Raw genomic sequence first — 24,637 nt, 5'->3', positions numbered from 1 at the left:
GCAGTCCGGCCGTGGAGGACCTGGCCGTCTCCGTCTACCGGATCCCCACGGATCTGCCGGGCGGTGACGCGACTGTGACCTGGGAGGCCACCACCCTGGTGCTGGTCGAGGCCGTCGCGGAGGACGTCACGGGCCTGGGCTTCACCTACGGATCGCCCGCCACCGCACCCGTCATCGAGCACGAACTGGCTGACCTCGTCGTCGGGCACGACGCCTTCGACGCCCCCGCCGCCAACGACCGGATGAGCCGTGCCCTGCGCAACGCCGGCAGGCCCGGCATCGCCGCCGGCGCCGTCTCCGCCGTCGACACGGCGCTGTGGGACCTCAAGGCCCGCCTCCTGGGCCTGCCGCTCCTGCGTCTGCTGGGCGCTGCCCGCAACGAGGTCGCGGTATACGGCAGCGGCGGCCTCACCACGTACGACGACGACCAGCTCGTCGAGCAACTGCGCGGCTGGACCGATCAGGGCATCGACCGGGTGAAGATCAAGGTCGCCGAGTCCTGGGGCCGCCAGGCGGCCCGCGACCTGCACCGCACCGCGCTGGCACGCCGTACCGTGGGCAAGACCGCCGAACTGTACGTCGACGCGAACGGCGGCTACACGCGCAAGCAGGCCGTACGTATGGCAGCGGCCATGGCCGACCTCGGTGTCACCTGGCTGGAGGAGCCCGTCTCCTCCGACGACCTGACCGGCCTGCGCGAGATACGCGACGCCGTCACCGCCGACGTCGCCGCGGGTGAATACGGCTACGACCTCCCGTACCTCGCCCGAATGGCGGCCTCGGGCGCCGTCGACTGCCTCCAGGCCGACGTCACCCGCTGCGGCGGCATCACCGTCTGGCTGCGCGCCGCCGCCGTGGCCGAAGGGCTCGGGCTGCACATCTCGGGTCACTGCGCCCCGCACCTGCACGCCCACGTCGCCGCAGCCGTGCCCAACACCCGTCACCTGGAGTGGTTCCACGACCATGTCCGCGTCGAGAACACGCTGTTCCACGGCACGCTCGACCCGCGAGGCGGCACCGTCACCCCCGGCGCCACCGGTGAACCGGGTCACGGACTCGCGCTGAACCGCACGGCCGCCGACCGCTTCCGCACCGCATGACCCGGCACGCCACGACCGGTGATGCGGTGACGCCCCGGGCGGACGTCCCTTGGGCACTGCGTGACTACGCCCTGATCGCCGACGGGGAACGCGGGGCGCTCATCGATCCGCGCGGCGGGATCGCCTGGCTGTGCGCGCCCGCATGGCACGACGGGTGCCGTCTTCAACGGCCTCCTCGGCGGGCCGGGCCGGTACCGGATCCGTCCTGCCGAACATGTCTCGTCGTCGTCTCCCGTCAGCAGCAGGATCTCGTCGTCCCTGCGCAACCGTGTGGAGCCGCTCACGGCAAGCAGGCGCCCCTCGCGGACGACGAGGCTGATCCAGGTGTCCTCGCCGAGGTCGAGTTCCTCGATGGTGGTGCCGTCTGCCGGGGAGCCCTCCGCGACCACGTGGCGGACCACCCCCTCGGGGCGGTCACGCAAGCGCACTCCCAAAGCCCACGGCTCCAGTTCCACCGACCGCATCGGCACCCGGCACCACCGCGCCACGGTGGGCACCAGCGATCCCTGGACCACGACGGAGAAGACGACCACGACGAAGACGATGTCGTACAGGCGATCGGCGTCCGCGATCTGTGAGCTGACGATGTAGCTGCCGAGCAGCACCGGCACGGCGCCCTTGAGCCCGGTGAAGGCGAGGAACGCCCTCTCCCCCAGGCTCATCCACATGCGCCACAGCAGAACGGCCATGACGACCGGACGCACGACCAGGGCGAGCAGCACCGCCAGGATCAGTCCGTCCTGCCACGCGCCTTCGGCGGTGAACGTCCACAGCGGTACGGTCAGCCCCAGCACGGCGAAGGCGACGACCTCCCCAGACTGCCCAGCGCGGTGTGGAAGCGTTCGGTCTCCCTCTTGTAGGGAGCCCGGACGTCGCCGAGCAGGATTCCGGCGACGAAGACGGCCAGGAACCCGGAGCCGTGGGCCACCGTCGCCAGTCCGTAGACCGCGAACGCCCCCGCGAGCGTGCGCAGCGGGTAGAGGCCCTCGGCCGGGAGCGCTACCCTGCGCATCAGCCACTTGAGCGCCCATCCGCCGGCGGCGCCGAGCACCGCGCCGACGACCATCTCCTGGACGAAGAGCACGGCCGGCAACTGGTACGGGACACCCGGACACGTCGGGCGCCGACGGCGGCCGCGAGCAGGACGGCGCCCGCCCCGGCCAGCGGCAGCAGTGCGCGTCGGCCTGGAGGCACGGGCCGGTCCGCCACGGGCTGGTTCCCACGCAGGCCGGCCGCGAGGATCTCCGCGAGGTGCAGCGGGGTGCGTCCGGTGCCGGCCTGGTCGACCTGAGTACGGCAGCTGAAGCCGTCGGCGAGCACCAGGGTGGAGTCGTCGGCCTGTCGTACGGCGGGCAGCAACCCGGCCTCGGCGCAGGCCATGGACACGTCGTAATGGCCCTTCTCGAACCCGAAGTTGCCGGCCAGTCCGCAGCATCCGGCGTCGAGGACGTCGGCGTCGACCCCGGCCCGCTCGAGGATCTCGCGGTCGGCGTCGAAGCCCATGACGGCGTACTGGTGGCAGTGACGCTGGACGACCGCCCGGGCGTCGACCCGGGGCGGCCGCCAGTCGTCGGCACGCTCCACCAGGAGTTCGGCGAGCGTCCTGGTCTGAGCGCGCAGCCGCTCCACGTCCGGGTCCTTCGGCAGCAGTTCCACGGCGTCGGCGCGAAAGACGGCGGTACAGCTGGGTTCCAGACCGACGACGGGGGTGCCCCGGCGCAGATCCTCGCGGAGCACATCGAGGGTGTGTCCCAGAACGCGTTGGGCAACGCCCAACTGTCCCGTGGAGATCCAGGTCAGCCCGCAGCAGACCGCGTGTTCGGGCACCTTGACCCGGAAGCCGGCCGCTTCCAGTACCTCGACGGCGGCGCGGCCGACGGCGGGGTGGAAGTGGTCGGTGAAGGTGTCGGGCCAGACCACGACCTCCCCCCGCTGTCCGTCACCACGCGGCCCACCCCGCTCACGCCACCAGTCGGTGAAGCGCTGTTCGGCGAAGACCGGCACATCCCGCTCCGGCGCCACTCCGCCCAGCGCCTTCGCCGCACGTGCCAGCCAGGGCACGGATGCCAGGGCGTTGACGGTGCGGGGGGCGAGCGAGACGACTCGTGCGACGGCGGGTAGCCAGCCCATCGAGTAGTGGGCGAGCGGCCGCAACCGGCCCTTGTAGTGGTGGTGCAGGAACTCGGCCTTGTAGGTGGCCATGTCGACGTTGACCGGGCAGTCCGTCTTGCATCCCTTGCAGGCCAGGCAGAGATCGAGTGCGTCGTGCACCTCGTCGGAGCGCCAGCCGTCCGTCACCGGGGAGTCGTCGTCGTTGTTGACCATCTCGAACAGCAGGCGGGCACGGCCACGGGTGGAGTGCGCCTCCTCGCGGGTGGCCCGGTAGCTGGGGCACATCACCCCACCTTCCGAGGAACGGCACTTGCCCACTCCGACGCAGCGGGCAGCGGCCCGGCTGAACTTGCCGTCGTCGTGCGGGAAGGAGAAGACGGTTTCCGGTTCCCAGGGCAGGTAGCCGGCTCCCAGCCGCAGGTTCTGGTCGAGGCGGTAGGGAACGACGATCTTGCCCGGGTTCATGCGGTTCTCCGGGTCGAACAGGCCCTTGAGCCGCTCGAAGCCCTCGATCAGCTCCGGCCCGAACATCTTCGTCAGCAGTTCGCCCCGGGACTGGCCGTCCCCGTGCTCGCCGGACAGCGATCCACCGTAGGAGACGACGAGATCGGCGGCGCGTTCCACGAACGCCCGCATCCGGGCGATCCCCTGCTCCGATTCCAGGTCGAAGGGGATGCGGGTGTGGACGCAGCCATGACCGAAGTGGCCGTAGACCGAGGGGTGCCCGTAGTCGAACTCCTCGTAGAGGCGTTTGAGATCACGCAGGTAGTCACCGAGGCGGTGCACGGGCACGGCCGAGTCCTCCCAGCCCTCCCAGGTGTCCGGCATGCCGGGGACGTGCGCGGTCGCACCGAGCCCGGACTCGCGCACCTTCCACAGCTGCTCGATGTGCCGCGGGTCGTCGTACCAGGTGTGGTCGACGTCGTCGGGCTTGGCGTCGATGAGCGCTTCGGCCCGCTTCTCCACCTCCTCGCGGGTGTCGCCGTTGAGCTGCACCATCAAGTAGGCCCGTCCGTCGGGCAGTTCCTTCAGAGCGTCGGGGTTGAGGTGCTTCTCCTGCTGGAAGTGGATCAACTGGTGGTCCACGCCCTCCAGCGCCGCCGGCTCGTGCCGGAGGACTGCCGGTACGTGGTCGGCGGCCTGGCAGATGTCCTCGTAACCGAGCACGACCAGCGCGCTGTGCTTCGGTACCGGAACGAGCTCGAGTTCCGCGTGCAGGACGGTGACGAGAGTGGACTCGGAGCCGGTGAGCAACCCGGCGACGTCGAAACCGTGCTCGGGCAGGAGCGAGTCCAGGTTGTAGCCGGAGACCCGGCGCGGAATGTCCGGGTAGCGCTCGCGGACGAGGCCGGCGTACCGGTCGCGCAGGGCTGTCATGCCGCGGTACAGCTCGGCAGTGCGCCCGCCGGACGCTGCGAGCCGTCGCAGTTCGCCGTCGTCCGTCCGGCCCACCCACATGCGTACGCCGTCGTAAGTGAGGACTTCGAGGCGGTACAGGTTGTCGACGACCTTGCCGTACGCCTGGGCCGTCGACCCGCACGAGTTGTTGCCGATCATCCCGCCGATCGTGCAGTTGGGATGGGTGGCCGGCTTGGGGCCGTACATCAGTCCGTAGTCGGCCAGCTGTCGGTTCAGGTCGTCCAGCACGATGCCCGGCTCGACGACGCAGCGTCGGCTGCGCACATCGACGGAGACCAGCCGGTTGCAGTACTTGGTCCAGTCCAGGACCACGGCGGTGTTGCAGCACTCGCCGGCAAGGCTCGTGCCGCCACCCCGCGACAGCAGCGGCGCGTCGTGTTCACGGCATACCGCCACCGCCTCCCGGGCCGCCTCGACCGTCCGGGGGACGACCACGCCGATGGGTACCTGCCGGTAGTTGGAGGCGTCGGTCGAGTACGTCGCCCGCGTGCCCGCGTCGAAACGCACCTCCCCGTCGACGCGGGACCGCAGGTCCCGCTCCAGGACACCCGCATCGGGTTGCTCCTGCGGACGCAGGACGACGGGAAGAGGCAGATCAACCGGGTCCATGAACAACCTCCACTGGTGACGAGGGGTGCGTCGGTATCAACCGGCTGACGCCGGCAGGTCGGTGCCGCAGATGGCGGACGTCGTGATCCGCACGATCGCGTCGTACGGGTCTTTGATCTTCGGTTCCGGCACGTCATCGAGGCGTATGTCCCCCAGCGCGTGCCACGCGACAGCCTTCATGTGTCTCCTCTGTCGATTTCGTATCACCGTCACCGGGCGACGCGACAGGCGTGCTCCTTATGACCGTTTTTGGGTGTCCTGTCAGGGGTTCTTGAAACTGCGGCGCCCCGCCGATGACGGCGAGACCTGCTGACGTACAGCCGTACCGATTCGACTCGTCGAAGCCGGTGACGGGGGAGCTGGACGTCGTCCTGACAGCCGAGGAATGGCAGGCGAGTTCACGACGAAAGACGAGGGTACCGACCGGGCGGTATGCAAGGGGCCTGTCATCGCTTAGCCTCGTACCACCCGTCCCGGGCGGGCGGGAAGCATCCCACGACGACCGACAGGAGCAGCCCGTGACTGTCGATCCCGACAAGGCGGTTCTCAACGCCTTCGCTACGCACAGCCCGGATGGGCCGTTCGTGGTGCTGAACCTTCTGCGGTTCACGCCGGACGGCGGCGGTCCTACGAGGAATACTCACGCCGAGCGGCCGTCTTCCTGAGTAGATACGGAGGGGAACTGCTCTACGCAGGCGACGGTGATACGCCCCTCGTGGCCGGGGAAGGCCAGACCTGGGACGCGGTGCTTCTGGTCCGTTATCCCAGCCGGGAGACGTTCAGCAGCATGGTCACCGACCCCGATTACCAGCAGATCACCGCGCTACGGACTCGCGCGCTGTCCGAGGCCGGTGCTCGTCGGCGGGGTCATGCTGTGGTTCGGCCTCTGCTGGTACGTGCTGCCGCTGCGCCTGCGCCGCCGCGCCGCCCGGCGCTCCCCCACCGACGACGCGTAGGCGCCCGGGGCGCGAGGCGGGCAGGGCGTCGTGACCGGATGCCGGAGCAACGGGCAACACGGTCCGCCCCAGGTGCGCGGCCTGAAGGCCAGCGGGTCGGGCCTGCCGCCGTCACCAGGGGAGTGCGCCGGCGCGGTCGGTGACCGTGCCGGTGGGCGTGTCGGGCCCCAGGGTGGCGATACGCACCGCTGCCTCCGCGCCCTCCTCGACGCTGTGCCCGATGTGGCCGGTGAACTCGGTCGCGGTCTGGCCGGGGTCCACCGCGTTGAAGCGGACGTCGGGGATCGTCCTGGCGTACTGCGTGGTCAGCATGGTGACCGCGCTCTTCGACGAGCCGTAGGCGGCGAGCGGATACTGCGACTCGACCCGCTCCGGGTCGTGGGTCAGCGTGAACGACCCCAGTCCGCTGGTGACGTTGACGACGGACGGGGCGGTCGCTTTCCGCAGCAGGGGCAGGAACGCGTGCGTGACGCGCACCAGGCCGAAGACGTTGGTTTCGTAGACGTGGCGGATCTGGTCGGCCGTCAGGTCCTCGGGTGCGGTCACTTCGCCGAGGATGCCGGCGTTGTTGACGAGAATGTCCAGGTGGCCGACCCGTGCGCGCAGCGTCTCGACCGCCGCGTCGACCGACGCGTCGTCGGTCACGTCCAGCTGGACGAAGCCGGCGCCGAGCCGGCCGGCGGCCTTGCGTCCGTTCCCGGCGTCCCGGGCTCCGATCCAGACCGTCTGGCCCGCCTGGACGAGTCGGCGCGCGATCTCGTGGCCGAGGCCCCTGTTGCCGCCGGTGATCAATGTGGTGGTCACGTCGTGTCTCTCCTGTGCGTGTCGTCGGAGCGGGTGCTCCCGGAAAGCGGTCACCGGGAGCACCCAAGGGATTGGTTCCGCGGCGGTGTGCTCCGTCGGCGTCGACGCCGACGTCGGCGGGCGCCCTGCTCTAGTGGGCGGGACGGAACGGACGCAGCAGGCGGATGCCGTCCTCGATGGATCCGTCGATCAGTTCGAGCATCTGCGGGACGAGTTCCCGCATCCGGGGCGCGGCGAGGTGTGCGTCGAGGTGAGCGCGTGTCTCCCAGCGTTCGTAGATGACGAACTCGCCGGGTCGGCCCTCGACTTCGTGGGCCTCGTAGTCGATGTTGCCGGGGTCGTTGCGCGAGGGGGTGACGGCGGCGGTGATGAACGCCTTGAGGTCGTCCTCCCTGCCCGCCTTCGCCTTCGCGTCCCAGACGACGGTCACGTAGCCGGCGAGTGTTGCGGTCATGGTGATTCCTGTTCTGTTCCGTGCTGACGGGCTGTGTGTCGGTACCGGGCCGGTGTCAGCTCTCGATGAAGTCGAGGAGGTCGGCGTTGACGGTGTCGGCATTCACGGTGCACATGCCGTGCGACAGCCCCGGGTAGACCTTCAGGCGCGCGTTCTTGACCAACGTGACCGCCATCTCCGCGGAGTTGGCGATCGGGACGATCTGGTCGTCGTCGCCGTGCATGATGAGGGTGGGCACGTCGATCGCCCGGAGGTCGTCGGTGAAGTCGGTCTCCGAGAACGCCTTGATCCCCTCGTAGTGCGCCTGCGCGCTGCCGGTCATTCCCTGGCGCCACCAGTTCTGGATGACGCCCTGGGAGATGTCCGCGCCCGGGCGGTTGAATCCGTAGAACGGCCCGGAGGCGAGGTCGAGGTAGAACTGGGAGCGGTTGGTGGCCACGGCCTCGCGGAAGCCGTCGAAGACCTCGACCGGCAGCCCTCCCGGGTTCGATTCGGTCTGGACCATGAGCGGCGGGACCGCTCCGATGAGGACGGCCTTGGCGACCCGCCCGGCACCGTGCCTGGCGGCGTACCGGGCGACCTCTCCACCACCGGTGGAGTGGCCGACGTGGACGACGTCGCGCAGGCCGAGGTGCGTCACCACGGCGGCGGCGTCCGCCGCGTAGTGGTCCATGTCGTGCCCGTGGCCGACCTGGGCGGAGCGCCCGTGCCCGCGGCGGTCGTGGGCGATGACACGGTAGCCGTGCCGGACGAGGAACAGCAGCTGGGCGTCCCAGTCGTCCGAGCTCAGCGGCCAGCCGTGGTGGAACATGACCGGCCGGCCCGTGCCCCAGTCCTTGTAGGAGATTTCGGTTCCGTCGCTGGCAGTGACGAACGGCATGGTCTGCTCCTCGTGGTCTCGCCCGGGTGCCGGGCGGTTTCGCTGTCTCCACGAGAATGGCTCGGCCACCGTGCCGGCAGCCTCCGTCAGCTGACTGACATCCGGCCGACGGCTTGCTTACGTCAGTACCGGGGCAGTGCTGGGGACCCGATCGGTAGCTCTCACAGCGGGGTGGCCGAAGGCTCGGGAGGCAGCGCCTCCAGAGCGTCGCGGAGCTCGCCCCTTGACGTGATCCCCAGCTTCGGGAACACATGGTAGAGATGCGAGGAAACGGTCCGTGGCGAAAGGAACAGACGCGACGCGATCTGCGGGTTGGACAGCCCCGTCGCCGCTAGCCTGGCAACCTCCAGCTCCTGCGGGGTGAGGGCCTCACCGGCCTTGCCCCGCCCGGTCCGCGTCATGCCGGTGGCGCGAAGCTCCGCAGCGGCCCGGGCCTCCCACGAACGGGCCCCGAGCTCCTCGAATCGGCCACGGGCAGCGGCCAGCTGCACCCGGGCCTCACGGTTGAGCCCCTGACGGCGAAGCGCTTCGCCGTACGCCAGATGGACATGGCCGACCTCGAAGGGCCACTGCTCGACGCCCGGCAGTGCGAGTGCCTCCTCGAAGCACCGGGCCATGTCCTCGGCAGGTGATGTCATCGCCGTGACCGTGGCCGAGCTCAGCGCGAACCGCGACGAGAGATGACCGACACCGGCGTCGCGCAGCGCGTCCGCGTGCCGTCGTGCCTCCGCTTGCCGCCCGGTGCGCATGGCGGCCTCGACGAGGTCCGGCGCGGACCACACGGCCTCCGGGTTGAACGGCGGCAGCACACCCGGGGCGCAGATCGCTGTGGCGTGCCGGAACGCCGTCTCGAAGTCGGCGGCGCCGAGGGCCGCCCGGGCCGCCGCTTGGTGGGCGCAGTTCTCCAGCCGCCGCAGTCCCCTGGGCCCCGACCACCCCCAGACGGCTTCGCAGTGGCGGCGGCACGCGTCGAGGTCGCCGCGCTGGGCCGCGGCCATCGCGGCGACGTAGTGCCCCACCTGGGCGAACAGGTGGTACCCCGTCTCCTCGGACAGTGCGATGAGCTCGTCCGCGGCGTCGGCCGACGGCTGCCACCGGCCGGTGTAGAGGTCGTCCAGGGCGACGAACATCAGGGCCGGCATGCTCGATCCCACCGCGCCGCCGTCGCGTATGACCCGGGACACGGCCTCGCGACAGCCCGGAAGCCGGTCGAGGTACGAGGCGGTCAGGGCGGTGCGGATGACCACGTCGGCGTCACTCTGGTCCCTCAGCCGCGCGATCTCCTCGTCCAGGCGGCGCAGCATGCCGTCGGTGACGGAGCCGAGGTCGTGGTGGACGCGCCCCAGCGACGCCGCGGCGGCGGGCGATGCCTCGGGGAACCGGTCGAGCACGTCGACCAGAGGCTGCCAGTGCTCGGGTCGGCCCGAGTACTGGCTGGCGAGGGTGAGAGTGAAGAGCGCGGTCTCCAGCTCCTCACGCGGCGGTCCGGGCATCACGGAGGCCTGCCCGACCGCCTCCAACAGGAGCGCGTGCGCCGTATCGGCGTCGCCTTCCGTGACGAGCACGAGGAAGCCGGCCGCCGCGGCCGCCGAGAGCGACCGGGCCGCCGGATCGCCCTCGACCTCACGCATGATCTCGTGGCTGACCTCCAGATGACCCGCGACCCAGGCGGCGACGTAGGCGGCCTGCGACAGGCGGCGCCTGCGGACCCCTCGGTCGGGACTCAGTTCGGCCGCGCGCCGCAGCCTCGCGATCGCGCCGTCGGAGTCACCGCGTCGCAGGCTGCTGCGGGCCGCCGACTCCACGACGGCGGCGACCACCTCGTCGGGCGCCGTCGTAGCTCTCGCGAGGTGATCACCGCGTCGCTCGGGCTGGTCGCCCAGCGCGTCGGCCAGCCGACGGTGGGCGCTGCGCCGCTGCTCGCCGGTGGAACCGTCGACCACCGCGGACCCGACCAGCGGGTGCCTGAAGCGCACCGTACGGCCGTTCTCCGCGACCATGACCAGGTGGTCACGCTCTGCGGGAGCGAGTTCCTCAAGGCTGCCCGGCCCGCCGGCCGCCTCGAGAATGCCGATGTCACCGGAGCCCTCGAGAGCCGCGAGCAGCAGTACCTCGCGCGTTCTCTGCGGCAGTCGTCCGACGCGGGCGCCGTACAGAGCACGCACGTCGCGCCCCGGGCCGCTCGCCCACCCCGCCCCTTGGCCGTGTTGGTCGCCGGACGTCCCGGTGGACCCGGCGAACTCGAGCAGAGCCAGGGGGTTGCCCTGCGCCTCGTGCGCCACGGTCGAAAGAACCCGGCGGGGGAGGTGGGCGAAGCGACGGGACAGCAGTCGCAGGGCGTCCGCGTCGTCCAGCGGCGCGATCTCGAGCTCCGGCAGACCGGTGGAGGGGAAGGATTCGCCGGATTCCGGCCGCTGCGCTCCGAGCAGCCCGATGCGGCGGCCCCCCAGTCTTCTGGCGACGAAACCCACCGCAGCCTGGCTCGCCTGGTCGACGACATGGAGGTCATCGACCACGAGGAGCAACGGCCGCTCCTTCGCGGCCTCGTCGAACAGGGCCAGTGCCGCGTTCAGGACGGCGATCCGGCTCGACGCGGGACCGGCGCCGAGACCGAGGGCGACCTCGAGGGCCTCCCGCATGGAACGCGGCAGACGACCGAGCTCGTCCGGCAGCGAACCGACGAGCTGATGGAGCCCCGCGAAGCTGATGTCCCTCTCGTACTCGACGCCGCTCCCGCGGACGACCCGCACTCCCTTCGCCACCGCCAGCTCGGCGGTCGCGTCCAGGAGCGCAGTCTTCCCCACACCCGGATCACCGGTGAGCAGCAGGACGGCTCCGTCCATCCCAGCCATGTCCAGGAACGCCGCAAGCTCGGCGAGCTCGCCCTCCCGGCCGACCAGCCCGGTCGGGCCGACACCCATGCCTGTACTTGACTTCGCCCACATCCGCCGCGTCCCTCGTCCTGCCTCGCGAAGCAGTCGAAACACTAGCCACGCGCCTGACCAGGAAGTATCGCACCCACCGGCAAACGGAGCCTGAAGCCATCTGCTTCGCCGACACCCGCAGCTCCCAAACGAAGATCATGCAGAACACCCGTCGGGCGCCGCAGCCCCACCGCAACGACAGCACCAAGGACAGTCAGCCTTCCCGGGAAGCCCTTCGAGTCGGCTGATGACGGTGATGTGGGTGGCGTCGACGTTGGCGGCCTGAACGGCGTTGAGGACCTTGGTGGTCTCGGCTCCGTCGATGAGTACGCGACCCACTCGGCGGTGCCCACAGCGCGTACGGTCGCGTGGGTCACCGCGTCCGCGCCCCCCGTGAGGACGTCGTCCAGGGTCGGCGGGTTCGCGGTGCCGAGCCGGTGCGTCCCCGTCCTCGGCGTGAACAACGTGTCGCCGTCGTCGAGCAGGTGCACCGGGCGCACGGCACGGGCGCCGTCGTACGCCGTGCCGGCCAGGTTCCTGCGGCGGCGAGGTTCCCTCACGTAACTGGCACCGCGGCGCCTTCCTCGCCCCTCCCGCGCTCCGGGCTCGCCCCGAGCGCCGTCAGCGTCACCCCGGCTGCCACCGCCAGCGCCGCCACCAGTCCCGCCGCGAGCACCGCCCAGTGACCCAGGAACGTACAAACGACCACCAGCAGCGCCGTGGTCGGCAGCACCGACTGCTGGGCGATCCCCACCTTGTAGAAGCGCGAGTGCAGCGCCCAGACCATGAGCAGGAACAGCGCTGTCGGCAGCGTCACCGCCGCCGACGCCGACAGCGCCGAAAGGTGCGTCCTGCCCACCGCCTGCTCCACCGCCACCTCCAGGCCGGCCCCGATCGCGGCACCCGAGACGAAGATCAGGTAATGGCCGTAGCCCCAGAGGAAGGACTGCCGGTTGGACCGGAGGTGCCCGTGGATGGGGACCGCGAAGTACACCCACCAGGCGGCGAAGATGATCAGCAGTCCGCCGACGGCGATGGGCAGCAACTCACCCAGGGCCTCGTGCTCGTCGATCCCCGACTTCACGGCGACGGTGGCCGCCGCGATGGTCTCGCCGAGCACGATGAGCGTGAGCAGCCCGTACCGTTCGGCGATGTGGTGGGGGTGCCACGGCGTGGGGTGGGCCCGCTCCGCATACAGCGGTACGGCCATCTCCAGTGGCGCCATCACCAGGAAGACCCACGGGCGGCCGGGCTCCGGCAGGGCCAGTAGCCCCAGCCAGCCGATCTGGCACAGCCCGATGGCGTACCGCAGCGCCATCGTCCGCTCGGGGCCCTGGCTCGACCGCGCCACGCGCAGCCACTGCGCCGTCATGGCGAGCCGCATGATCACATAACCCAGGACGACGACCAGGTACGCGTGTTCCTCGAACACCTGGGAGACGCCTGCCGTCAGGACGAGCACGCCGGCTATCTGGATCAGCGTGACGATCCGGTACAGCACGTCGTCGTTGTCGTAAGCCGAGGAGAACCACGTGAAGTTCATCCACGCCCACCAGATGGCAAGATCATCAAGTAGTTGAGGATCCCCTCGCCCGTGTGTCCCTCGACCATGGCGTGCACCAACTGGGCGCCTGCCTGGGCTATGGCCACGATGAAGCACAGGTCGAAGAAGAGCTCCAGTGAGGAGACGCCGCGGCGGGTCTCGTCGCGGCCTCGCGCCGTGAGCCTGCGCAGTGGTCTGTGGTGTGCGGGCGCCGCGGAGCACACCGGCGGCGGAGCCGGGCTGCTTGTCATCTGGTGAGCCAAGCTCCGAAATGCCGCTGCAGTCGGGGATTGATCTGCCAGACCATCGCTGCTGCCGCCGCCGGGACGAGTACAGCGAGTCGCACCGGCAGGTACAGATCCTCCAGAACAGGGTTCGTGGCCAGGCCCAGCAGGACGATGGTGGGGTAGATACCGCACACGGTGAGGAGCCACAGCTTCCAACGCCGGACGGCGGCCGGAACGGTGGGGCCGAGCCGGGGTTCGGCGTTCGCGAACGCGTTACGGCTCTGCTTACGGAGCGTGTGCCGGATGTCCGTCACTGCCGGTGGGCTTGGCAGTCCAGGATCGTCGGCACCGTAGGCATGGGAAACAGTTCTCTCGTTCATGGACCACTCCAAATCGACATGCTGCGTATCGTTTTGATTCCATCGGTTCCTGCGCGACCGAGGCGATGTCGGCGCTGCGTGATGGGCTGCCCGCGCGCAACAGCGGCAGCAGTTGCCGAGTGGGCAGCACAGGGCTCAGATGGCTCACCGTCGGCCGCTGCTGGTATCCGTCCGCTGGCATGCTTCGGATGGTGCCGTTCCAGGGGAAGCCGCACCCGCGTTGTTGACCAGCACGTCGAGGCGACCGTGCCGTGCCGCCACTTCGGCCGCGGGTCGCTGGGTCTCGGCCAGAGCGGACAGGTCGGCGATGTATTGCCCGGCCGAAACGTTGCGCGACCGGCACCGGTCGCTGCGGGTTACGACCGTGCAGAAGCAACTGGTGCACGGCTTCCGCAAACTCCTCAGCCAGAGCGAGACCAAGAGCGTTCGTCGCTCCGGTGATCAGAATCGAGGCCATGGTGCACCCTTCCTGTGCAGGAGGGCTGCCCGGCGCCCAGGTGGGCGCCGGGCCAGGTGATGATCTGATCAGTGAGCGGACTGGGTGTGGTCCTGCTCCACGTACACCTTGAGGGCCTGGAACTCCTCGATCGCTCGCGGGCCGCACAGGTAGCCGTAACCGCTTCCCTTGACGCCGCCCTCCTCGAAGTCCTCGCTGATGGCTCCCCAGGTGTTGATCCATACCGTGCCGGTGCGGATGCGCCGGGCGATCCGGCGGGCCTTCATCGAGTCCGAGCTGAACACCGAGGCGGCCAGGCCGTAGATGGTGGCGTTCGCCTTGGTCACGGCGTCGTCCTCGTCATCGAAGATCTCGAACGTCTGGACCGGACCGAAGACCTCTTCCTGCACGATCCGGACGTCGGTGCGGTCCACCTCGATCAGGCTCGGCCGGTAGAACGCGCCGGCGGCCAGCGGGCCGTCGGTGACCACACCGCCGCGCAGAAGTACCGTGCCGTACGAGGTGGCTTCCTCGACGATGGCGTCCACCCGCTGGGCGGACGCCCGGTCGATCACCGGGCCGAGCTGGGCCTTCTCGTCGTCGCCCGACCCGAGCCGCACCTGCGCGAGCGCGGCGGTGAGCCGAGTGCGCACCTGGTCGGCGATGTCCCGGTGAACCAGTACACGGGAGCCGGTGCAGCAGAACTGCCCGTTCATCAGCACCAGCGACTGCACCACGGTGGGGATCACCATGTCCAGATCGGCGTCGGGAAAGATCACCATGGGCGCCTTGCCGCCCAGTTCCAGACCGAGCCGCTTGAGTGTGGTGGAGGCCGCGGCCGCGATACGGCGCCCGACCGGCGTACTGCCGGTGTAGTTGATCACGTCGACCTTGTCCGAGGAGACCAGGAACGGGGCCCCGGTGTTGCCGGACTCGGTGAACACGCTGACCACGCCCGCCGGGATCTCCGGGACCGAGGCCAGGACCTGCGCGAAAAGCTCATTGGTCAGTGCCGTCTGAGCCGGAAGTTTGACCACGACGGTGCAGCCGGCGGCCAGCGCCGGGCCCAGTGCCCGCACGGTCAGCATGATGGGGGAGTTCCAGGGAGAAATGATCCCGGCGATACCGAGCGGCTCGGGCACCGAGTGGGTGTACTGGCCGGGTGCCGTCTCGGCGGCGCGCCCGGCGGTCTGGGTGCGCACAGAGGCCGCCGCGTACCGCAGCCACCCGACTGCCCCGCTGACCTCCCACGTGGTCTCACCCAGCAGCTTGCCGTTCTCTCTGGACAACATGGCCGCGACCTCGGGTACCCGGGCCTCGAGGGCGTCGGCCAGCCGGCTGAGCGCGGTCGCCCGGAGCGAGGGAGTGCGCGCCCATTCGGTGGTCTCGAACGCGGCGGCGGCTGCGTCCACGGCGGCCGAGGCCTCTGCCTCGCCACCGTCGTAGAACGAGCCGACGACGGTGCCGTCGGCCGGGTTGATCGATTCCAGAACCGAGCCGGAGCCGGTCCACTGTCCGTTGATCCAGTGCTGCGCGATGGTGTTCATGGTCCGCTCCTCGTGGTCTCGCCCGGGTACCGGGCGGATTCGATGTCTCCACGAGAATGGCTCGGCCGCCGTGCCGACAGCCTCCGTCAGCTGACTGACATCCGGCCGACGGCTCGCTTACGTCAGTACCGGGGCAGTGCTGAGACCCGACCGGTGGCTCTCAGTGGACGTTGAGTCCGCTTCGGGTGTGACCCAGATACGCGTCAAAGGGGCACAGCCCCAAGCGCACGCGTTCTGTGGGGGCGAGCCTCGCTGGGAGCATCCGCAGTTCCGGGCTGGCGGGCCGGTGAACTGGCTGGAGACCTCAGCGTGGGAGGAAGGCTTCGACCTGTCTGAGGCGGACGGCCGGTACGCGGAGATCGACCCGTACGAGCTGCGGGAGCGGTAGAAGGACAGCAGAGGGCCCCGGCCGGGAGCTTGGTGTTCGCGGTGGTCAGGCCGCTGGCGTGAAGAGTTCGAGCAGGCGTTCCTTCTGCCGGGCGCCCAGGCCCTGGACGCGGCGGCTCTCGGAGATTTCGAGTTCGTCCAGGAGCTGTGCGGCGCGGACCTTGCCGATGCCGGGCATCGACTCCAGCAGGCGGCGGACGTAAACCTTGCCGACCACGGTGTCCTCGCGCTCCAGCACCTCCTTCAGTGAGACCTCGCCGTCCTTGAGCCGGGCGAGGATCTCGCCGCGCTCCTCGCGGACAGCGGCGGCCTTCTTCAGCGCTTCGGCGCGGGCCTCGGCGGTCAGTGTCGGATGCGCAGGGCTCGGCGGCATGGGGAAGGGCAGTCCGGCCCCGCGTACCTCGACGATCTTTGGGGTGGGGTCTCGTCGCAGCCGTGTGTCTCGTGGAGGCGGGCCCGGAGAACGTCACTCGATGTGGGTCGTTGCCCTACCTGCCGGCCAGGGCTGCTGCTACTCGACGAGTCGGCCTGCCGGGTCGTGTCGGCGGCTGGGTGCGAACGACAACTTTGTTCAAGAAGCAGCGCCGGGTATGCGGCCCGAAGAAGGGAGTGTCTTGTCGCATACTCGGCGCTGACCGGCAGAGTTACGCCGTCGCGGCTGCTGTCTCGGTGGCTTCGACTGCGGACTTGAAGTCGGGGTGGACCCCGATTTGATCAAGCCACACGCTCATCGAGTTGTAGCAATTGAATCTTTCGATCTTTCCGTCACGGAGGTACCAGAGGTCCGCCGCCGGCACGTCGATCCGGTTCCCGGTCGGTGGGATCTCGCCGACCGGAGTCGGAAACCCTCCGAGATGCGTGCCCTGGATTCGCAACTCGACGGCGACGACATCACCGAACGCATGTACCTCGAGCAGCTCACGGTGTACATCGGGGAACGAGCGGGCGAGGCCCGCGATCACCTGAGGAATCTGCTCTCCGCGGAAACTCTGCGAGGTCGACATGTCGTTGAACGACCCGTCTTCGGTGAACAAGGCCAGGAAACCGTCACCGTCGAGAACGTTCCCTTCCGCGAGCCGGTAAGCCTCGCGAATGGTCTTTTCGTTACTTTCCATTCCTGTTCTCCTTTGAGTTCGCAACACGCTCACGTCCGCGCTCGTCTTTGCTCGACCCTTCCCGGCTGTCGTAACGGTAATCGTTACGTCAGATTGTCGCAACCTTCACTGTTGCGACTGCACTGTCGTAACATGGAGCGTTGCGACCGGAGGAGGGATCATGAGCGCCAACAGCAGGCTGACCATCGCCGCCCATGCGCTGGCCTGGATCGGTCTCTACCAGCGCCAGGGCCACGAGGTCGCCACCTCCGAGCAGATCGCAGCCAGCGCGAACACCAACCCCGTGGTGATCAGACGGCTGCTCGGCGAGCTGCGCAGGGCCGGCCTCGTGGAGTCCCGGCGGGGCGCGGGCGCGGGCTGGTCGCTGGCGCGCGAGCTGGGGTCGATGACCCTGCTCGACGTGTACGAGGCAGTGGAACCCGGCCCGCTGTTCGCGATGCACCGCACCACCCCGGACCAGGGATGCGTGGTGGGTCACGGCATCCAGCCGGCAATGCGGGGCATCTACCAGGACATCGAGGAGACCCTGAGACACGAACTGGCCCGCGTCACGCTCGAGAAGGTACTCAGGGACGTACTCGCGGCACCTCGCCAGCCTCTCTGATCAGCTGGGCGACCCCGTGCGAACCGTAGGGTTCGGCGTGGGTTCCGCCCACCGGGGCGGAGTGACGTGAGCGTGTGCCGCCGCACGAACTCCCAGTAGAACCCGCCAAACCGTCTACGGCTACTTCGCCGCATGGCAGAAAGAAGGCGTCTTCGACCAGCTCAACGATCTCCTGCGGCGCCTGGTCCGCCAGGCCGAAGGCCGCGACGGCGAGCCGAGTGCCTGTGTGCTGGACGCCCAGAGCGTGAAGACCTCCAGCAATGTGCCGGCGGCCGGCCAGGGCATCGACGCCGGCAAGGGAATCGCAGGCCGCAAGCGCCATATCGGGGTAGACACCCCCGGCCTGCTCCTGGCCGTCTGGGTCACCGCGGCAAGCGTTTCCGACAACGTCGGCGGCATGCACCTGATGTCCCACATCGCCGTCGCCCACCCTCGCGTGACCAAGGCATGGGCCGACACCGGCTACCGCACCGAAGCCATCGAGCACGGCGCCCGCCTCGGCATCGACGTGGAAGTCGTCCAACGGGACCCCGCAGTTGAAGGCTTCAAGGTGATCCCGCGACGCTGGGTGGTCGAGCGGACCTTCGGCTGGCTCATGCACCACCGCCGTCTCGCCCGCGACTACGAAACCCGCCCCCACCGCTCCGAAGCCATGATCCACGTCGCCATGATCGACCTCATAAGCCGACGCCTCACCCGAGAATCCACCCCGAACTGGCGCGACACCTGAACCGTGAACCAAACAACCCTGCCGGGACAAAACGCTCTTTTAGCACCGGTTTTCGTTCCGTTGGAATTCCTGTCCCGCGGCGGGGGCCCCGTTCGCCCCTCCCGCCTGGACCAGGCCCGTCTGGTACGCGATGACGACGAGCTGTGCCCGGTCGCGGGCGTTGAGCTTCGTCATCGCGCGGTGGATGTGCGTCCGTGCCGTCAGTGGGCTGACCACCAGCAGCTCGGCGATCTCCGCGTTGGACTTGCCCTCGGCCGCCAGCACCATCACCTGCCGTTCCCGTCCGGTGAGGTCGGCGAGCCGTTCCGGGGGCACCAGGTGGGTGCCGGGGGCCGGGGAGGTGAGGAAGCGGGTGATCAGGGTGCGGGTGGCGCCGGGGGAGAGCAGCGCCTCCCCGGAGGCCACCGTGCGGATGCCGGCCAGCAGGGCGTCCGCGGTGACGTCCTTGCCGAGGAAGCCGCTGGCTCCGGCTCTCAGCGCCTGGGCGACGTAGTCCTCGGTCTCGAAGGTGGTCAGGATCAGCACGCGGGTGGTCGCCAGCTCCGGGTCGGCGCAGATCGCCGCGGTGCCGGACAGGCCGTCCGTCCCGGGCATGCGGATGTCCATGAGCACCACGTCCGGGTGGTGGGTACGGGCCAGCTCCAGCGCCTCCGCCCCGTCGGACGCCTCCCCGACGACCTCCATGTCCGGACATGAGTCGATCAGAATGCGGAACGTGGCCCGCAGCAGGGCCTGGTCGTCCGCGAGCAGCACCTTCACGGTCATGGAGACTCTCCTTCGACGGCGGCGGACGGTTGCAGCGGCAGCGCGGTGGTGACCTCGAAGCCACCCTCGGGGCGTGGGCCCGCGCTCAGGTCGCCACCGATGGACTGGGCGCGCTCCCGCATGCCCCGCAGCCCGAAGCCGCCGGACGTCCCGTTGACGGCGGTGGCGGTGGCCGGGCCGTCGTTGCTGACGGTGATGAGCAGCCGGGAGTCGGCGTAGGTGAAGCTGACGTGGGCGGCGCGTTCGGGGGCGTGCTTGGCGACGTTGGTGAGGGCTTCCTGCACGATCCGGTACGCGGTCAGGTCCACGCCCGGCGTCAGCGGGCGGCGCACGCCCTCCTGGTGGACGACGACTTCCAGGCCCGCCGAACGGTAGGTGTCGATCAGCTCGGGAAGGCGGGCGAGCCCCGGCGCCGGTTCCAGGCCCTCGCCCTCGGGCCGGTCGTCCTGGCGCAGCAGGCCCAGGGTGGCCTTGAGCTCGCGCAGCGCCGCGGAGGTGGTGCCGGTGAGGTCGTCGAGGATCTTCCGGCTCTGCTCGGGGTTGCTGCGCGAGAGGTGGGCGGCGGTGCCGGCCTGGGCGTTGGCGAGGGCCAGGTGGTGGGCTACGACGTCGTGCAGTTCGCGGGCGATGCGCATGCGCTCCTCGGTGACCCGCAGCCGGGCCTCCTCCTCCCGGGTGCGTTCGGCGTGCTCGGCGCGGGCCTTGACCGCTTCCAGGTAGTCGCCGCGCAGCCGGGCCAGGCTGCCGCCGACGAGCGGCAGGGCCATCCAGAACACCGGGCCGATCACGGTCAGGACCGGGGAGAGGTCGCGCATGCCGTCGGAGAACAGGTGCACGGTCAGCAGGGCCACCGTGACGACGAGCGCGTACAGGCGGACGGTCCGGCGGTCGCACAGGACGGCCAGCCAGTACATCGCGGCGAGCAGCGGGGCCAGCAGCATCGGGGTGAGCAGGTAGCCGCGCGCGATCGCGGCGATGGTGACCCCGGCGACCACGACCACGACCGTGCGGGTGTGGGTGCGGTACTTCAGCAGGACGAAGCAGGACAGGCCGAGCATGACCTCCAGCGACTTCCCGATGTCCGGGCGGTTGACGCCGGGGAGGCTGAGCTGGGTGCCGAAGGAGGCGCAGCCGATGAGGGCCAGCACCACCATCACGTCCGGGAAGCGGGGGAAGCGCGGGAAACGCGGGAAGCGCGACGCGTACTGCTCCACGCGCTCGGTGTAGCGCTCCAGGCTGCTGCTCATGGTCGGCTCTCTCGGTGAGGGGCTGGCATCCATGGTGGACGATGCGAAGCCGCCCGGGTCGCGGGACGACCTCGGGCGGCTCCTGCGCACCCGGTCAGGCGCGGGCGAGGTCCTTCTCGGCCGGTTCCGCCTCGGGCTCGGTCGGGCGGGTCAGCGCCTCGCCCTCCACATCGACCCGGGGCAGGATCCGGTCCAGCCACTTCGGCAGCCACCAGGCCCGCTCGCCGAGCAGGGCGAGGACGGCCGGGACGATCGCCATCCGGACCACGAAGGCGTCGAGCAGGACGGCCGAGGCGAGGCCGAAGCCGATCATCTTGATCATGGCGTCGCTCTCCCCGATGAACCCGGAGAACACCGCGATCATGATCAGCGCGGCGGCCACGACGACCCGGGCGCTGTGCTGGAACCCGGAGGTCACGGCCTGGGCGGGCCGCTCGCCGTGGACGTACGCCTCGCGCATCCGCGAGACCAGGAAGACCTCGTAGTCCATGGCGAGGCCGAAGACGATGCCCACCAGGAAGATCGGCATCAGGCTCATGATGGGGCCGGTCGTCTCCACGCCCAGCAGGTCGGCGCCGTGGCCCTGCTGGAAGACCACGACCACCGCGCCGAGCGAGGCGAGCACCGAGAGCAGGAAGCCGGCGGCCGCCTTCAACGGGACCAGGATCGAGCGGAAGACCACCAGCAGCAGGATCACGGCGAGCCCGACCACCACGAGCAGGTACGGCACCAGCGCGGACTGCACCTTCTCGGAGATGTCGATGTTCATCGCGGTGGTGCCGGTGACCTCGAAGGTCGCCCCGGCCTCGGACTCGATGCCGGGCCGGTCGCCGCGGACGGTGTTGACCAGGTCCTTGGTCTCCTGGTCGGTCGGCGCGGTGGTGGGGACGACGGAGAAGACGGCCGTGTCACCGGATTCGTTGAACTGGGCCGGGGACACCGACACCACGCCCTCGGTGCCGCCGATTCGCTCGGAGACGGTCTCGGCCGCGGCCTTCGGGTCGTCGGCGTCCTCGGCGTCCACGACCACGGTCAGCGGTCCGTTGAAGCCGGGCCCGAAGCCCTCGGCGAGCGCATCGTAGGCCCGCCGCTGGGTGGTCTCCGTGGACTTGGCCTCGTCGCCGGGCATGCCGAGCTGGAGGTCGGTCATCGGCAGCGCCAGGGCGCCGAGGCCCGCGACGGCGGCGAGCAGCACGGGCAGCGGGCGGCGCAGCACGAAGCTCGCCCAGCGGGTGCCGCCGTTGACCTTGCGCGTCCCCTGCGGCGTACCGCCCGTCCGGCGGGCCTTGCGGTCCTTGCGGGTCAGTACGGCGTTGGGCCAGAAGCCGAGGAAGGCCGGGACCAGGGTCAGCGCGATGAGGACGCCGACGACGACCGCGCCCGCCGCGCCCAGGCCCATCTCGGTCAGCATCGGGATGCCGACGACGGAGAGACCGGCGAGCGCGATGACGACGGTGAGCCCGGCGAAGACCACTGCGGAGCCCGCGGTGCCGGTGGCGAGGGCGACGGCCTCCTGGGGCGCCCGCCCCTTGTCGCGCTCCTCGCGGTAGCGGGAGACGATGAACAGGGCGTAGTCGATGCCGACGGCCAGGCCCAACATGATCGCCAGGGTGCTGGTGGTGTCGGTCAGGCCCAGCGGACCGGCCAGGGCCGTGATGGCGAACAGGCTGATGCCGACGCCGATGAGCGCGGTGAGCAGCGGGAGTCCGGCGGCGGCCAGTGAGCCGAAGGTGATCAGCAGGACGACCGCTGCGACGGCGATGCCGATCGCCTCGGCGGTGCCGCTGGGTCCGCCCGTGTCCTCCATGGCGTCGCCGCCTGCCTCGACGGTGAGCCCGGAGTCACGGGCGTGCTCGAGCGACTCGTCCAGGTGGCTGCGGCTGGCGTCGGTGAGTCCGGAGGCGTCGACCTTGTAGGTCACGGTCGTGTACGCGGTGGAGCCGTCCTCGCTGACCGCGCCGGACTCGTACGGGTCGACGGTGCTCGCGACCTGCGTGCCGTCCCCGAGTTCGGCTATCGCGGCCTCGACGGCCTTCTTGTTCTCGGTGGCGGTGACCTTTTCGCCGTTCGGGGAGACGAAGACGACGCGGGCGGTCGCGCCGTCGGCGGCGGCGCCGGGGAACCGCTCCTCCATCAGGTCGAAGGCTTTCTGCGATTCGATCCCCGGCATGGAGAAGGGTTCCTCCTCCGCCTCCGGCGCGGTCATGCCGGCGAGTCCCACGGCGGCCAGCACGGCGGCCCAGACAAGGGCGACGGTCCAGCGTCGCCTGAAGGCCAAGCGGCCCATTCGATACAGAAAAGCAGCCACGGGAGGGTCTCCACATCCGGGTCTCGAAGGTGCCTCCAGACTCCTGAAGAGGGGGGTGTCCTGTCGTCGTCCGGCTGCCGACACTGCGCGGTACTGAATCCGCAGTACTACGCCCTCCTCGGATCCCACCCGGGGACGAGAGCGGGTCGGCCTCAGGTCGCGGGGTTGAGTTCCTCAACCCCCGGGAACGGCACCGGCGGTCATCCCGCTACAGCGTCCGCACGGTAAGGGTCGCGCGTCTCCATCCGCCGGTGCCGTCTTCCCCCCGTCCTCGGAGGCATTCCCGTACCTCATCGACGACCGGCTCGTGCTGTTCACCATCGACGGCCGGGCGGTGTTCCGGGACACGGCGATACGGGAGTTCGCCGTGTGAGGTTCTTCGCGAGGCCGAAGTAGGCGGCGAGGTGGCAGCGGAAGGGAAAGCGGTCCGTCACCGACATCGTCGATCGTCCTGCCTCCGGTCCTGACGCCGATACGCGGCATGGACGTCAGGACTCGGAACGAGGGTGGGCCTCCAACAGTTCCCCGATCCACGAGGCCAGGAGTCGCCGCCTCGTCGGTCTCCCCGTCTCGCTCAGTACGTCGCCGAGACGCAAGTGTTGCGGACGGCCTTGCGCTGCGCGGCCCGCGAGAACTCAGGCCGGGAGGCCCAGTTCCCTCGCGATCAGCATGCGCTGTACCTCGCTCGTGCCCTCGCCGATCTCCAGGATCTTGGAGTCCCGCCACATCCGCGCCACCGGGTACTCGTTCATGAACCCGTACCCACCATGGATCTGCGTCGCCTCGCGCGCGTTGTCCACCGCCACCGTCGAGGAGTACAGCTTCGCCACCGCCGCCTCCTTCTTGAACGACTCCCCCCGCACCAACCGCGACGCCGCGTCCCGCCAGCCCACCCGCGCCATGTGGGCCCGCATCCCCATGTCCGCGATCTTGAACTGGATCGCCTGGTAGTCACCGATCGGGCGCCCGAACGCGCGACGCTCACCCGCGTACTTCACCGACTCGTCCACACACCCCTGCGCCAATCCCGTCGCCAGCGCCGCGATCGCCACCCGCCCCTCGTCCAGAATCCGCAGGAACTGCGCGTACCCACGCCCCTCCTCACCCAGCAGGTTCCCACCCGGCACCCGCACGTCCGAGAACGACAGCCCACGCGTGTCCGACGCGTTCCAGCCCACCTTCGAGTACGGCGCCGCCACCGTGAAGCCCGGCGTCCCCGACGGCACGATGATCGACGAGATCAGCGGCCGCCCGTCCGGCTTGCGACCCGTCACCGCCGTCACCGTCACCAGACCCGTGATGTCCGTACCGGAGTTGGTGATGAAGCACTTCGACCCGTTGATCACCCACTCGCCCGTCGCCTCGTCCCGCACCGCCGTCGTCCGCGTCCCGCCCGCATCCGAACCGCACTCCGGCTCCGTCAGCCCGAACGCCCCCAGCATCTCCCCCGCGCACAACTGCGGCAGCCACTGCCGCTTCTGCTCCTCCGTCCCGAACCGGAACACCGGCATCGCACCCAGCGAGACACCCGCCTCCAGCGTGATCGCCACCGAGGAGTCCACCCGCGCCAGCTCCTCCAACGCGATCCCCAGGGCCAGGTAGTCCCCACCCATCCCTCCGTACTCCTGTGGGAACGGCAGCCCGAACAGCCCCATCCGCCCCATCTCCCGCACGATCTCGTACGGGAACTCATGGCACTCGTACAGATCCCCGATCTTCGGGGCCACCACGTCCTGGGCGAACTCGGCGACCGTACGGCGTAGTTGCTCGTGCTCGGGGGTGAGGCGATGGTCCATGGTTTCGTCGGTCCTTAGGTGAGGGGATTCGTACGCGGATCAGGCCTGCCACGTCCCGGCCGGTCGCGAGGCGGCTACGCGCACCACGTCCGCCGTACCCGCCTTCGCCTCGGTAGGTGCGTAGTCCGGCCTGTTCGAGACCGGTGCGCAGCAGGTCCCTGTGGCGTTGCAGCGTGCTGCGCAGCCCCGCCGTGGCGCCGTCACGGGCTCGGAGTGCCGGCCGCGGGTGCGGGTGCGGGTGCGGTACTGGTCCGGCCTCAAGCAGCCGCTCGACTTCCGCTCGGGCGTCGGCGG

At 69.9% G+C, this 24,637-nt stretch carries 18 protein-coding genes and 4 pseudogenes; 5 read left to right on the top strand and 17 right to left on the bottom strand.

Annotation, left to right across the window (positions count from 1 at the left end):
• Positions 1–11 precede the first annotated feature (11 nt).
• Positions 12–1,100: an enolase C-terminal domain-like protein gene (locus ACZ7G3_RS30525; RefSeq protein ID WP_470929400.1), complete on the top strand. Its 1,089-nt coding sequence runs from the start codon at positions 12–14 to the stop codon at positions 1,098–1,100.
• Here ACZ7G3_RS30525 and ACZ7G3_RS30520 read toward each other — a convergent pair.
• The 4 genes from ACZ7G3_RS30520 to ACZ7G3_RS30505 are packed head-to-tail and all read right to left on the bottom strand — an operon-like array spanning position 1,049 to position 5,420.
• Positions 1,049–1,894 (bottom strand): cation:proton antiporter domain-containing protein, encoded by an 846-nt coding sequence (locus ACZ7G3_RS30520; RefSeq protein ID WP_470929398.1) that lies wholly within the window; start codon positions 1,892–1,894, stop codon positions 1,049–1,051. The two genes, ACZ7G3_RS30525 and ACZ7G3_RS30520, sit on opposite strands and share 52 nt — an antisense overlap.
• Positions 1,882–2,184: a cation:proton antiporter domain-containing protein gene (locus ACZ7G3_RS30515; RefSeq protein WP_470929396.1), complete on the bottom strand. Its 303-nt coding sequence runs from the start codon at positions 2,182–2,184 to the stop codon at positions 1,882–1,884. The genes ACZ7G3_RS30520 and ACZ7G3_RS30515 overlap by 13 nt, the downstream gene beginning before the upstream one ends.
• Positions 2,112–5,240 carry an FAD-binding and (Fe-S)-binding domain-containing protein gene (locus ACZ7G3_RS30510; RefSeq protein ID WP_470929394.1) on the bottom strand — a complete coding sequence of 1,043 codons (3,129 nt, stop codon included), beginning with the start codon at positions 5,238–5,240 and terminating at the stop codon, positions 2,112–2,114. The genes ACZ7G3_RS30515 and ACZ7G3_RS30510 overlap by 73 nt, the downstream gene beginning before the upstream one ends.
• A gap of 36 nt (positions 5,241–5,276) precedes the next feature.
• The gene (locus ACZ7G3_RS30505; protein ID WP_470929392.1) at positions 5,277–5,420 is read right to left on the bottom strand and encodes a hypothetical protein; all 144 of its coding nucleotides are present in this window, start codon (positions 5,418–5,420) and stop codon (positions 5,277–5,279) included.
• 310 nt (positions 5,421–5,730) lie between these two features.
• Between ACZ7G3_RS30505 and ACZ7G3_RS30500 the strand changes: the two are divergent.
• Both ACZ7G3_RS30500 and ACZ7G3_RS30495 read left to right on the top strand, forming a co-directional pair.
• A pseudogene (locus ACZ7G3_RS30500) lies at positions 5,731–6,021 on the top strand (DUF1330 domain-containing protein); the annotation flags it as partial.
• Positions 6,022–6,091: 70 nt separating this feature from the next.
• A pseudogene (locus ACZ7G3_RS30495) lies at positions 6,092–6,196 on the top strand (DUF6328 family protein); the annotation flags it as partial.
• 111 nt (positions 6,197–6,307) lie between these two features.
• Here the strand turns inward: ACZ7G3_RS30495 and ACZ7G3_RS30490 are convergent.
• From ACZ7G3_RS30490 to ACZ7G3_RS30450, 9 genes and pseudogenes are all read right to left on the bottom strand, one after another.
• Entirely contained in the window at positions 6,308–7,000 is a 693-nt protein-coding gene (locus ACZ7G3_RS30490) for an SDR family NAD(P)-dependent oxidoreductase (RefSeq protein ID WP_470929390.1), read from the bottom strand.
• A gap of 130 nt (positions 7,001–7,130) precedes the next feature.
• On the bottom strand, positions 7,131–7,454 hold the full coding sequence (locus tag ACZ7G3_RS30485) for a putative quinol monooxygenase (protein ID WP_470929388.1): 324 nt from the start codon (positions 7,452–7,454) through the stop codon (positions 7,131–7,133).
• A 55-nt stretch (positions 7,455–7,509) separates the two neighbouring features.
• Positions 7,510–8,334, bottom strand: a complete 825-nt coding sequence (locus tag ACZ7G3_RS30480; RefSeq protein WP_470929386.1) for an alpha/beta fold hydrolase — start codon at positions 8,332–8,334, stop codon at positions 7,510–7,512.
• 161 nt (positions 8,335–8,495) lie between these two features.
• Positions 8,496–11,255, bottom strand: coding sequence for an ATP-binding protein (locus tag ACZ7G3_RS30475; protein ID WP_470929384.1), 2,760 nt, complete (start codon positions 11,253–11,255; stop codon positions 8,496–8,498).
• A 559-nt stretch (positions 11,256–11,814) separates the two neighbouring features.
• A pseudogene (locus ACZ7G3_RS30470) lies at positions 11,815–13,052 on the bottom strand (low temperature requirement protein A).
• Entirely contained in the window at positions 13,049–13,408 is a 360-nt protein-coding gene (locus ACZ7G3_RS30465) for a putative antibiotic biosynthesis monooxygenase (protein ID WP_470929382.1), read from the bottom strand. Before ACZ7G3_RS30465 ends, ACZ7G3_RS30470 begins: the two are co-directional and overlap by 4 nt.
• A 525-nt stretch (positions 13,409–13,933) precedes the next feature.
• Complete coding sequence (locus ACZ7G3_RS30460; protein WP_469650253.1) at positions 13,934–15,391, bottom strand: aldehyde dehydrogenase family protein; 1,458 nt, start codon at positions 15,389–15,391, stop codon at positions 13,934–13,936.
• A gap of 433 nt (positions 15,392–15,824) precedes the next feature.
• On the bottom strand, positions 15,825–16,151 hold the full coding sequence (gene mihF, locus ACZ7G3_RS30455; protein WP_470929380.1) for an integration host factor, actinobacterial type: 327 nt from the start codon (positions 16,149–16,151) through the stop codon (positions 15,825–15,827).
• A gap of 271 nt (positions 16,152–16,422) precedes the next feature.
• Positions 16,423–16,893 carry a nuclear transport factor 2 family protein gene (locus ACZ7G3_RS30450; RefSeq protein WP_470929378.1) on the bottom strand — a complete coding sequence of 157 codons (471 nt, stop codon included), beginning with the start codon at positions 16,891–16,893 and terminating at the stop codon, positions 16,423–16,425.
• A gap of 160 nt (positions 16,894–17,053) precedes the next feature.
• On the opposite strand from ACZ7G3_RS30450, the gene ACZ7G3_RS30445 reads away from it, so the two are divergent.
• Both ACZ7G3_RS30445 and ACZ7G3_RS30440 read left to right on the top strand, forming a co-directional pair.
• Entirely contained in the window at positions 17,054–17,497 is a 444-nt protein-coding gene (locus ACZ7G3_RS30445; RefSeq protein ID WP_470929376.1) for an Rrf2 family transcriptional regulator, read from the top strand.
• A gap of 106 nt (positions 17,498–17,603) precedes the next feature.
• Positions 17,604–18,227: pseudogene (locus ACZ7G3_RS30440) on the top strand (IS5 family transposase); the annotation flags it as partial.
• A gap of 39 nt (positions 18,228–18,266) precedes the next feature.
• Here the strand turns inward: ACZ7G3_RS30440 and ACZ7G3_RS30435 are convergent.
• The 4 genes from ACZ7G3_RS30435 to ACZ7G3_RS30420 all read right to left on the bottom strand — a co-directional run bounded on the left by ACZ7G3_RS30435 (position 18,267) and on the right by ACZ7G3_RS30420 (position 24,343).
• Entirely contained in the window at positions 18,267–18,992 is a 726-nt protein-coding gene (locus ACZ7G3_RS30435) for a response regulator transcription factor (protein WP_470929374.1), read from the bottom strand.
• Positions 18,989–20,239 (bottom strand): sensor histidine kinase, encoded by a 1,251-nt coding sequence (locus ACZ7G3_RS30430; protein ID WP_470929372.1) that lies wholly within the window; start codon positions 20,237–20,239, stop codon positions 18,989–18,991. The genes ACZ7G3_RS30435 and ACZ7G3_RS30430 overlap by 4 nt, the downstream gene beginning before the upstream one ends.
• Before the next feature lie 94 nt (positions 20,240–20,333).
• Complete coding sequence (locus ACZ7G3_RS30425; RefSeq protein ID WP_470929370.1) at positions 20,334–22,547, bottom strand: MMPL family transporter; 2,214 nt, start codon at positions 22,545–22,547, stop codon at positions 20,334–20,336.
• Positions 22,548–23,182: 635 nt separating this feature from the next.
• The gene (locus ACZ7G3_RS30420) at positions 23,183–24,343 is read right to left on the bottom strand and encodes an acyl-CoA dehydrogenase family protein (protein ID WP_470929368.1); all 1,161 of its coding nucleotides are present in this window, start codon (positions 24,341–24,343) and stop codon (positions 23,183–23,185) included.
• Positions 24,344–24,637 lie beyond the last annotated feature (294 nt).

This window comes from Streptomyces sp. NPDC037271 (assembly GCF_055603605.1).
The sequence above is the reverse complement of the archived record's forward strand: the minus strand, read 5'-3'. Positions and strand labels throughout refer to the sequence as shown.

What these genes read in the sequence shown, in the direction of transcription:
- ACZ7G3_RS30505 (WP_470929392.1), bottom strand. Translation starts at nt 5,420, where the DNA reads ATGAAGGCTGTCGCGTGGCACGCGCTGGGGGACATACGCCTCGATGAC.
- ACZ7G3_RS30480 (WP_470929386.1), bottom strand. Translation starts at nt 8,334, where the DNA reads ATGCCGTTCGTCACTGCCAGCGACGGAACCGAAATCTCCTACAAGGAC.
- mihF (WP_470929380.1), bottom strand. Translation starts at nt 16,151, where the DNA reads ATGCCGCCGAGCCCTGCGCATCCGACACTGACCGCCGAGGCCCGCGCC.
- ACZ7G3_RS30445 (WP_470929376.1), top strand. Translation starts at nt 17,054, where the DNA reads ATGAGCGCCAACAGCAGGCTGACCATCGCCGCCCATGCGCTGGCCTGG.
- ACZ7G3_RS30460 (WP_469650253.1), bottom strand. Translation starts at nt 15,391, where the DNA reads ATGAACACCATCGCGCAGCACTGGATCAACGGACAGTGGACCGGCTCC.
- ACZ7G3_RS30435 (WP_470929374.1), bottom strand. Translation starts at nt 18,992, where the DNA reads ATGACCGTGAAGGTGCTGCTCGCGGACGACCAGGCCCTGCTGCGGGCC.
- ACZ7G3_RS30475 (WP_470929384.1), bottom strand. Translation starts at nt 11,255, where the DNA reads ATGGGTGTCGGCCCGACCGGGCTGGTCGGCCGGGAGGGCGAGCTCGCC.
- ACZ7G3_RS30485 (WP_470929388.1), bottom strand. Translation starts at nt 7,454, where the DNA reads ATGACCGCAACACTCGCCGGCTACGTGACCGTCGTCTGGGACGCGAAG.
- ACZ7G3_RS30450 (WP_470929378.1), bottom strand. Translation starts at nt 16,893, where the DNA reads ATGGAAAGTAACGAAAAGACCATTCGCGAGGCTTACCGGCTCGCGGAA.
- ACZ7G3_RS30430 (WP_470929372.1), bottom strand. Translation starts at nt 20,239, where the DNA reads ATGAGCAGCAGCCTGGAGCGCTACACCGAGCGCGTGGAGCAGTACGCG.
- ACZ7G3_RS30510 (WP_470929394.1), bottom strand. Translation starts at nt 5,240, where the DNA reads ATGGACCCGGTTGATCTGCCTCTTCCCGTCGTCCTGCGTCCGCAGGAG.
- ACZ7G3_RS30465 (WP_470929382.1), bottom strand. Translation starts at nt 13,408, where the DNA reads ATGAACGAGAGAACTGTTTCCCATGCCTACGGTGCCGACGATCCTGGA.
- ACZ7G3_RS30420 (WP_470929368.1), bottom strand. Translation starts at nt 24,343, where the DNA reads ATGGACCATCGCCTCACCCCCGAGCACGAGCAACTACGCCGTACGGTC.